Below are 8,614 nucleotides of genomic sequence, written 5' to 3' on the forward strand. Positions count from 1 at the left end.
GGCAGTGTCAGGGGCAGGTCCGGAGGCCCGATCGGGCGGCGGCCCGGGGGTGTCCGGCCGCCCGGGCGGTGACGGCGCCGACGGTGGGGGAGGGAAGCGCGGAGCGCCCGGGGGCCCGCCCGGCGGTGCCTGGCGGGCCGGGCCGGGGGCGCGACAGCATCGCGGGAAAGGCCCAGGGGATTGGACGTTCGCCGCATGCGCTTCCAGCAGCAGCACTCCGCACGGTCGGGCGGTTCACCGGCCCGGCGCGACCGGGAGACCCCGCCGCGGCAGGTGGCCGGGCCGCCGCGGACGGTCCGGTCGGCGGCCGGGAACCGCGCCTTCACCCGGGCGCTCCAGGTCCAGCGCTCCGCCGCCGGGCAGCGGACCGGGGTTCCGGAGGAGATCGAACTGCCCGTGCTCGGCACGGAGCAGGAGCACGGAGGGCGGGGGCCCGAGCAGGTGCGGGAGCCGGAGGCGGCGGCGCGGCGGTCCGTCCGGGAACGCGTGGGGGAGGCCGTCCACTGGGGGGAGCGTTCGAAGTACCCGGACTGGGCGAAGCGGGGTGCCGACGGCGTCGACGCGGTGCTCGGCAAGTCGGCCGGCGCGCTGGGCGGCGCGCGGATCCCGGGCCAGGCGTCTGCCGCGTTCGGGGCCGTCGGCGGGGTGGCCTCGGTGGCGAGCGCCGCCAAGAGCGGGTTCGAACTGCGTGAGGCCCGGCAGAAGAAGATGCCCGGGAAGTACCTGCGGAGCCGGGCCGCGGACCTCGCCCTGGACCTCGGCGGTACCGCCGCCGCGGGAGTGGGGCTGGCCGGCACCGGACTCAAGGCCAAGCTGGCCGCCGCCGGGCTCAAGGTGCCGGCCGGCCTCGGCGGGGCCGCCGGCGGACTGGCGATCCTGCTGTCGGCCGTCAAGGCCACCCGTGAGGCCTGGACGCTGCACCGCAACCGCGAAGTCCGCTCGAAGCTGGCGCAGGTCGACCTGGTGGCGGCCGAAGCGGCGTTCCGGGCGGAGTGCGTGCGGGCCCTGAGCGGCCTGGCGGGGCAGGGGGCGGCCGCGCGGGCGGAGCTGGGCGAGCTGGAGAACGCCGCCGACCTCGACCCGGCGGAGCGCGAGCGGCGGCTGACCGAGGTGCGGGAGCGCCTCGCCGGGATCGAGCGCCGGCGGGAGGACCAGGCCGGGGAGGAGACCGCCGGCCTGCGCGCGCTCGACTCCCTGGCGGGCGTGCTGGGCTACGCCGCCGGCAAGCGGCGGCGGCGCGCCTGGAAGACGGCGGCCTCGATGGCCTCGAACGTGCTGAAGATCGGTGCGGGCGGCGCGGCCGTCGCCGTCGCCGCCGGGGCGCTCGCCGCGAGCGGCCCGGTCGGCTGGGTGCTGGCCGGTCTCGCCGCGGTACCGGCCGCCGGTCTGGCCGGATACAAGCTGTACCGGCGCTACCTGGCGTTCCGGAAGGAGGAGGGGGTGACGACCGGGCAGGCGATCCTCCAGGCCCTGAACCCCCGGAAGAAGCCCGGCGAACGCAAGGAGATGGCTGTCCGGCTGTACGAGCTCGCCTCCGGACGCGACAAGGACGGACGGCCGAAGCCGGTGCCGGACGAGGTCCGGCACGCCGCCCAGAGCGTGCTGGAAGCGCTCCACGTCGAACGGGAGGACGGTGGCGCGAGCTGGGAGGCGTACCTCGCACAGAACCGCGAGCAGGTCCTCCACCTCCTGGAGAAGAAGAAACTGGCCTCCTGACCGACCGCCCCTCCCCTCCCTTCCCCTCCCCGGGAAGCCGCCGCACCCTGCCGCACCCGCGCCGGGAGCCCGCGCCACCTGGGCGTAAGCTGCCCAACCGTGACTGGGGTGGCAGCGGGCAGTGGTGACGGAACGGCCGTAAGGGGCGGCGGGGCGGCGGCGGGGGAGGGCCTGGCGTTCCGCCTGCTCGGCCCGCTCGGCATCACCGGCCCCCGCCCGGGTGCCGCGCTGGGCGGGCCGCTGGAGCGGGCGTTCCTGGCGGTGCTGCTGCTCCGGGCCGGCCGCCGGTGCGGTCCGGAGGAACTGGTCGACGGCCTGTGGGGCGCGGGCCACCCGGCGAGCGCGCTGGGCGCGGTGCGCACCTACGCCTGGCGGGTGCGGCGGGCGCTCGGCGACGCCCAGGAACTGCTGCGCTCCGACCACGGCGGCTACCGGCTGGACGTGGCACCCGACGCGGTGGACGCGCTGCGCTTCGAGCGGCTGCGCGCCGAGGCCGGCGAGGACCTGGCCGCCGGGCGGGTCACGGCCGCCCGGGACGGCTACGCGGGCGCGCTCGCGCTGTGGCGCGGCGAGGCGCTGGCCGGAGTGGCCGGGCCGTTCGCCGAGCGGGAGCGCGAACGGCTGGCCGAACTGCGCCTCGACGGGCAGGTGGCGCTGCTGCGCTGCCGCGACGACCTGGGCGAGCACGCCGGGGCCGCCGCCGACCTGGCCGTGCTGATCGGTGAACACCCGCTGCGCGAGGACCTGCGGGCGCTGCGGATGCTCGCGCTGCACCGGGACGGGCGGGTGGCCGAGGCGCTGGCCGAATTCACCGGCGCGCGCGAGGTGTTGCGCGAGGAACTCGGCACCGAGCCGGGCCCCGAACTGGTCGCCGCCCAGGCCCGGGTGCTGGCCGGCGGGCCGGCCGGACCGGCCGGACCGGCCGCCGAACGCGGCCCGTCGCCGGACGCCGCCTCCCCGGGGACGGCGCGGCACCGCCGGCTGCTCGCGGCCGTCCCTCCCCAGCGGCCCGCGGCGCGGCCCTACCCGGCCGGGCGCCCCGGTCAACTCCCGCCGTCGGCTGCCGACTTCACCGGACGACGGGAGCTGCGCGGGGAGCTGCGGCAGGCGCTGCGCCACGATCCGGACCGGATGCCGCTGGTCGTGCTGACCGGAATCGGGGGCGTCGGCAAGACCGCCCTGGCGCTCGACGCCGCGCACGCCGTCCGGTCCGACTACGCCGACGGGCAGCTGTACGTCGACCTGCGGGGCGCGGGCACCGGCCCGGTCGACCCGATGGACGTCCTGGCGGACTTCCTGGTGGCGCTCGGCCTGGCGCCGGGGCAGGTCCCCGCCACCTTGCAGGCCCGGGCGGCGGCCTACCGCTCGGCGCTGGCCGAGCGCCGGGTCCTGGTCGTGCTCGACAACGCCGCGCACGCCGGGCAGTTGGAGCCGCTGCTGCCCGGTGCGCCGGGCAGCGCGGCCCTGGTCACCTCCCGCAGCCGGGTGCTCACCATGGCCGGCGCCCGCCGCTTCGAGGTCGGCGTTCCCGACACCGGTGAGGCCGTCGCGATGCTCGACCGCTTCGCCGGGCCCGGCCGGCTGGCCGGCCACCCCGACACCGCCGAGGAGCTCGTCCGCTCCTGCGGCCTGCTGCCGTTGGCCCTGCGGATCATCGGCTCCCGGCTGGCCGCGTACCCCGACCGCGACCCCACCGCCATGGTCACCCGCCTGCGCGACCACACCCGGACCTTGAGCGAACTGCGGGTCGGCGGCCTGTCCGTGGAGGCCACCATCGGCCTCGGCTACGCCGCGCTCCCGGCCGACCAGGCCCGCGCGTTGCGGCTGTGCGCCCTGCTGGACTGCGCCGACTTCCCCGCTTCCGCCGTCGGCGCCCTGCTGGGGCTGCCCGAACGCGAGGCCGAGTGGCTGCTCGAACCGCTCGTCGACGCCGGGCTGTTGGAGTCCCACGGCGTCGGGCGCTACCGCTTCCACGACCTGGTCCGCCTCTACGCGCGGCAGCGCGCCGAGGCCGAGGACGGACCCGAAGCCCGCGCGGACGCCCTGCTGCGCCTGCTCGACTTCCTGATCGCGACCCTGCGCCAGGCCCTCTACCGGGGTGACCGGGCGGCCGGCGGCAACCGGGCGGCGGGCGGCGTCCGGGCCGTCCTGTGGCCGACCGAGCACACCGGGCTGGTCTTCGGCCGCCCCACCGAGGCCCGGGCCTGGCTGCTGGACGAACACCTGCTGCTCAGCAGCACGGTGGCGCGCATCCTCCGGGACGTCCCGCCGGTGCGGGGCCTGCCGCTCGTCGTCTGCGCGCTCAACGGGCTCGGCATCAGCGGCCTGTTCGTGGGCACGGCGTACTGGAACCGGCTGGAGCGGCTCTCCGCACTGGCCGTCACGGCGGCCCTGGGCGCCGGGATACCGCCGGAGCTCACCGCCGAGGCGCTCAGCGACCGGGCCGGCTACGCGTGGGTCAGCAAGGACTACGCCACGGCCGAGCGCTACGCCCGGGAGGCCGTCGAGTGGGCCGCGCGGGTCGGCAACGAGGAGGTCCGGTACCTGGGGAGCCACATGCGCGCGGCCGCGCTCGTCGAGCTGGGCCGGGGCGCCGAGGCCAGGGAGGTCGCCCGGCTGGCGGCCGACGCCGGGGGAGATCCGCGGCAGGTCGGCAGCCCGGCCTGGTACGCCAAGGAGATCGTCCACCTGTACTCGTACTTCACCTCGGAGAAGGCGCCGGTGGACGCGGCCGCCCGGATCCAGCGGACGATGCGGGGGCTGGCGGACGGCGGGGCGGGTCTCCGGCGGGAGGCGGAGGCGGGGGTGGGGGTGGAGACGGGGGCGGAGCGGGTGTGACGGTCCGGCCGGGCCCCCGTTCGCGACCGTTGATCGGACGGTTAGTGGCCCCCACTAGCCTCGGGCCCCGCAAGTGATCACCCGAGGTGAGATCGAAGAGGAGTGCCATGGGGGCTGTGGGGGAGGGGCCGCGCTTCACCGTGCTGGGGCCGGTGCGGGTGTGGCGCGACGGCGTCGGGGCGAGTGCGGGTACGCCACGTCAGCAGGCCATGCTGGTGGCCCTGTTGCTGCACCCGGGCCGTGCGGTGTCCGCGGAGCGGCTGGTGGAGGCCCTGTGGGGGGACGAGCCGCCGGGCAAGCCGTTGTCGGCGCTGCGCACCTACGCCTGGGGGTTGCGCCGGGTGGTCGAACGGGACGCGGCGGAGCCCGAGGTGTTGCTCCGGTCGGGGAGCGGCTACCGGCTGGCCGTCCCCGAGGAGGCGGTCGACGCCGAGCGGGCCTCGGCCCTGGTCGCCGAGGCGGCCCGGGCCCGCGCGGGCGGACGACCGGAGTCGGCGGGCGACCTCCTCGCCACCGCCCTCGGACTGTGGCAGGACGGGGAGCCGTTGGCCGGGGTGCCCGGCCCGTACGCCGACCGCCAGCGCGAGCGGCTGGCCGAACTCCGGCTGGCCGCACTGGAGGAGCGGCTCGACCTGGACGTGGACCTCGGCCGGCACCGCCGCGCGATCGCCCGGCTGTCCGACCTCGCCGCCGCGCACCCGCTGCGCGAGCGTCCGTACGCGCTGCTGATGCGCGCGCTGCACGCCGACGGCCGGCGGGCGGAGGCGCTGGAGGTCTTCGACGGCCACCGGCGGCGGCTCGCCGAGGAGTTGGGCATCGATCCCGGTCCCGAGTTGCTCGCCGTGCGGCGGCACATCGGGGCGGCGGAGCCCGGCCGTCCGGACCCCCGGCCGGAACCGCCGTTCCGGGCGACCGTCGCCGACCTGCCGGTGCCCGCCCAACTCCCGGGCGACCTGCCCGACTTCACCGGTCGGGCGGCGCCGCTCACCGAGCTGTGCGACCGGCTCACCGCGACCGGTGGGTCGGCCCCCGTGGTGGTCGCGGTGAGCGGGATGGGCGGGATCGGCAAGACCTCCCTGGCGTTGCGGGCCGCCCACCGGGTCCGGGGCCGCTACGGGGACGGGCAGCTCTACGCGGACCTCGGCGGCGTCGGCGCCGAGCCGGTCGACCCGGCCGTCGTGCTGGCCTGGTTCCTCGCCGCGCTGGGCGTCGCGGACGAGGCGATCCCGGAGGGCGTCGAGCAGCGGTCGCGGCTGTTCCGGAGCCTGCTGGACGGCCGGCGGGTGCTGATCGTGCTCGACGACGTGCGGGACGACGCCCAGGTCCGCCCGCTGCTGCCGGGGTCGGCGGGCTGCGCGGTGCTGCTGACCAGCCGCTCGCTGCCGGCAGGGCTGCCGCTGACCGGCCGCACGGCCCTGGAGGCGTTCCACCCGGGCGAGGCGCTCGGCCTGCTCGGCGCGGTCATCGGCCACGAACGGCTGGCCGGGGAGCGGGTCGAGGCGCTCGACCTGGCGGCGGTCTGCGGCTTCCACCCGCTGGCCGTCCGGATCGTGGCCACCCGGCTGGCGGTCCGCCCGGGGTGGACGCTGGCCGGGCTGGTCGAGCGGCTCGGCGACGAGCAGCGACGGCTGCGCGAGCTGCGGGTCGGCACCCTGGCCGTGGACGCGGTCTTCGAACTGAGCTACCGGCAGCTGACCGCCGAACAGGCCAGGGCGTTCCGGCTGCTCACCCTGGCGGGGGCGTCGAGCGTCTCTCCGGACGTCGCCGCGGCGCTCCTCGGGACGACCGGGGCGCGGGCGCGGGACCTGCTGGAGTCGCTGGTCGACGCGGCGCTGCTGGAGGCGTCCGCGGCCGGGCGCTACCGCCGGCACGAGCTGGTCCGGGCCTTCGCGGCCGAGCGGGCCGAGCGGCACCCGGAGGAGACCGGTCCGGCGCTCGCGCGGCTGCTGGACTTCCTGCTGGCCAGTGCCTGCGAGGCCGTCGCGCGCCTGGTGCCGGGCGATCCGGTCGCGGACGTGCTCAACCCGGGGAGGGCCACCGGGCTCCGGTTCCGCGACCTCCGGCAGGCCCGGAGCTGGGTCGAGGCGGAGTCGGACACCGTCCTCGAAGCGGTGCTGCGCGCCGCCGGGCGGCCCGCGGGCGAGGACGGCGGGTCGGTGCGCACCGCCGCGAACCTGCTGCTCGCCGTGATCCCGTTCGTCCAGGACGCCGGCGACGCCCGCTGCACCCGGCTGGCGCCGGCCGCCCTCGCGGTGGCCGAGGCCGCCGAGCGCCGGGGCGATCCCGGGACCGCCGCCAAGGGCCGCCTCGGGTACAGCGGCATCGTGACCCGGATCGCCGGCCCGGCCGCCGCCCTGGAGCACGCCCGGCTCGCCGCCGAGGGGGCGCGGGCGGCCGGCGACCGGGTGATCCTCCGGCAGGCGCTGAACGGGCTGGGGGTGATCGCCCAGATCCTGCACCGCCACGAGGAGGCGATCGTCTGGTACGACCAGGCGGTCGAGCTGGCCCGGGAGCTGGGCCACCGTTCCGGCGAGGCGTCGAGCACGGCCGGCGCGGCGCTCGCCCGGGTGCGCAGCGGCCGGGCGGCGGAGGCGGTGTCGGCCTGTGACCGCGCCCTGGCGCTGCTGCGGCCGCTGGGCGACCAGGCCGGGATCGCCCACGCCCTCTACGTCCAGGCCCTGGCCCTGCACGACCAGGGGCGCCACGGGGAGGCGATCGCCCGGTTCTGCGACTGCCTCAGCGTCTGCCGGGGCGCCGGCATCCAGGGCTGGAAGGTCCACGCGCTGTACCGGCTGGCCGACTCCCTGCGGGCGACCGGCAGGTCCGCCGAGGCGGTCGGGTACGCGCAGCGGGCGGTCGAACGGTGCCTGGAGCGCGGCTCGGAGTGGGACCGGGGGCTCGCCCTGACCGTGCGCGGGCAGGCCCAGGCCGATCTGGGCCGGACCGAGGCGGCCCGCGCGGACCTGGAGCAGGCCCACGCCGTCTTCACCCGGCTCGGGCTGCCGGACGCGGTGGAGGCGGAGCGGCTGCTGGGTCTGCTCGCGAGGTAGCGAGGTAGCGGGCTTGCGGGGTGGCGGGGTGGCGGGGGCGGCCGGGGCTCAGCCGCCGGACGCGGTGGAGCGGGCGGGCCGGTGGTGGCCGCGCAGCAGGTGGTGCTTGCCGTGCCGGTCGTCCTCGCGCCGGGGCTTGTCGGTCGCGTGCCGGCCGGGGGCCGCCGGGGCGCCGGGGTCGGCCGTCGCCGATCCGGTGGCGACTCCGGCGGCGGCGACCAGCAGGGCGGCCAGCCCCGCCACGGCCGGTCCGCGGCGCAGCCGCCCGGCCGCGCCGGTCGTCCTGTTCCCCGTCGTCCGCTCGGTGTTCGACACGGTGTCCTGCCCTTTCGGTGGTGCCTCGTTCAGGTGGGGACCATCGTGGCCGGATCTGATCAACATCCTCTTGACATCCGATCAACAGCGATCTGAATCAGCCGTTTACGGTGTGACCCGGTCCGATTGTGCCGCCGCGGACCGGCTGGGGCGGGCCAGCACGGCCCGGGCGTTGGCCTCCGCTTCCCGCTCGAAGCGGTCGCCGGGGTCGGAGACCCGCAGCCCCGTGCCGTTGTCGGTGCCGCTGACCGGCCCCCGGCGCTGCTGGATGACATGGGTCAGCTCGTGGGCGAGGGTGTGCCGGTCGCCGCCGCCCTCGCCGATGACGATGTGCCGGCCCGAGGTGTAGGCGCGCGCGCCGATCTCGGCGGCCGAGCGCCGGGCGGCGGCGCCGGTGTGGACGCGCACGTCCGAGAAGTCGGCGCCCATCCGCTCCTCCAGGTCCGCCCGGGTGGCGTCGTCCAGCGGCCGGCCGGGCGCGCGCAGCACCTCGTGGACGGCGCCGCGCCGCACCTCGTGGCCGCACCCGGCGCCGTGCACGTGCGGCCGCGGGGCGGCCAGCCGGGCGAACGCGGCATTGCCGATGGCCCGTTGCAGGGCCCGGGCCCCGGCCGGGCCGAGTGCGGACACCCCCCCCGAGGTCCGCACCGGCCGCTTGGGCGCCGGTTCCGCCGTGCGGGCCGGGGTGCGCGGCG

4 protein-coding genes and 1 pseudogene are annotated in these 8,614 nt (G+C 77.9%); 3 read left to right on the forward strand and 2 right to left on the reverse strand.

The genetic code is table 11. The features are described from left to right. The first annotated feature begins 195 nt into the window (after positions 1-195). From ACFRMQ_RS04505 to ACFRMQ_RS04515, 3 genes are all read left to right on the forward strand, one after another. Positions 196-1,716, forward strand: coding sequence for a hypothetical protein (locus tag ACFRMQ_RS04505; RefSeq protein ID WP_380726825.1), 1,521 nt, complete (start codon positions 196-198; stop codon positions 1,714-1,716). Positions 1,717-1,815: 99 nt separating this feature from the next. Further along, complete coding sequence (locus tag ACFRMQ_RS04510; RefSeq protein WP_380726827.1) at positions 1,816-4,554, forward strand: BTAD domain-containing putative transcriptional regulator; 2,739 nt, start codon at positions 1,816-1,818, stop codon at positions 4,552-4,554. A 107-nt stretch (positions 4,555-4,661) separates the two neighbouring features. Beyond that, the gene (locus ACFRMQ_RS04515) at positions 4,662-7,604 is read left to right on the forward strand and encodes a BTAD domain-containing putative transcriptional regulator (RefSeq protein WP_380726829.1); all 2,943 of its coding nucleotides are present in this window, start codon (positions 4,662-4,664) and stop codon (positions 7,602-7,604) included. Between the two features lie 48 nt (positions 7,605-7,652). Here the strand turns inward: ACFRMQ_RS04515 and ACFRMQ_RS04520 are convergent, their stop codons facing one another. Then, positions 7,653-7,919 (reverse strand): hypothetical protein, encoded by a 267-nt coding sequence (locus ACFRMQ_RS04520; RefSeq protein ID WP_380726831.1) that lies wholly within the window; start codon positions 7,917-7,919, stop codon positions 7,653-7,655. Between the two features lie 123 nt (positions 7,920-8,042). Continuing rightward, positions 8,043-8,614 (reverse strand): annotated as a pseudogene (locus tag ACFRMQ_RS04525) (DUF4157 domain-containing protein); the annotation flags it as partial.

It is taken from the genome of Kitasatospora sp. NPDC056783 (genome assembly GCF_042789895.1).
GTDB lineage: Bacteria > Actinomycetota > Actinomycetes > Streptomycetales > Streptomycetaceae > Kitasatospora.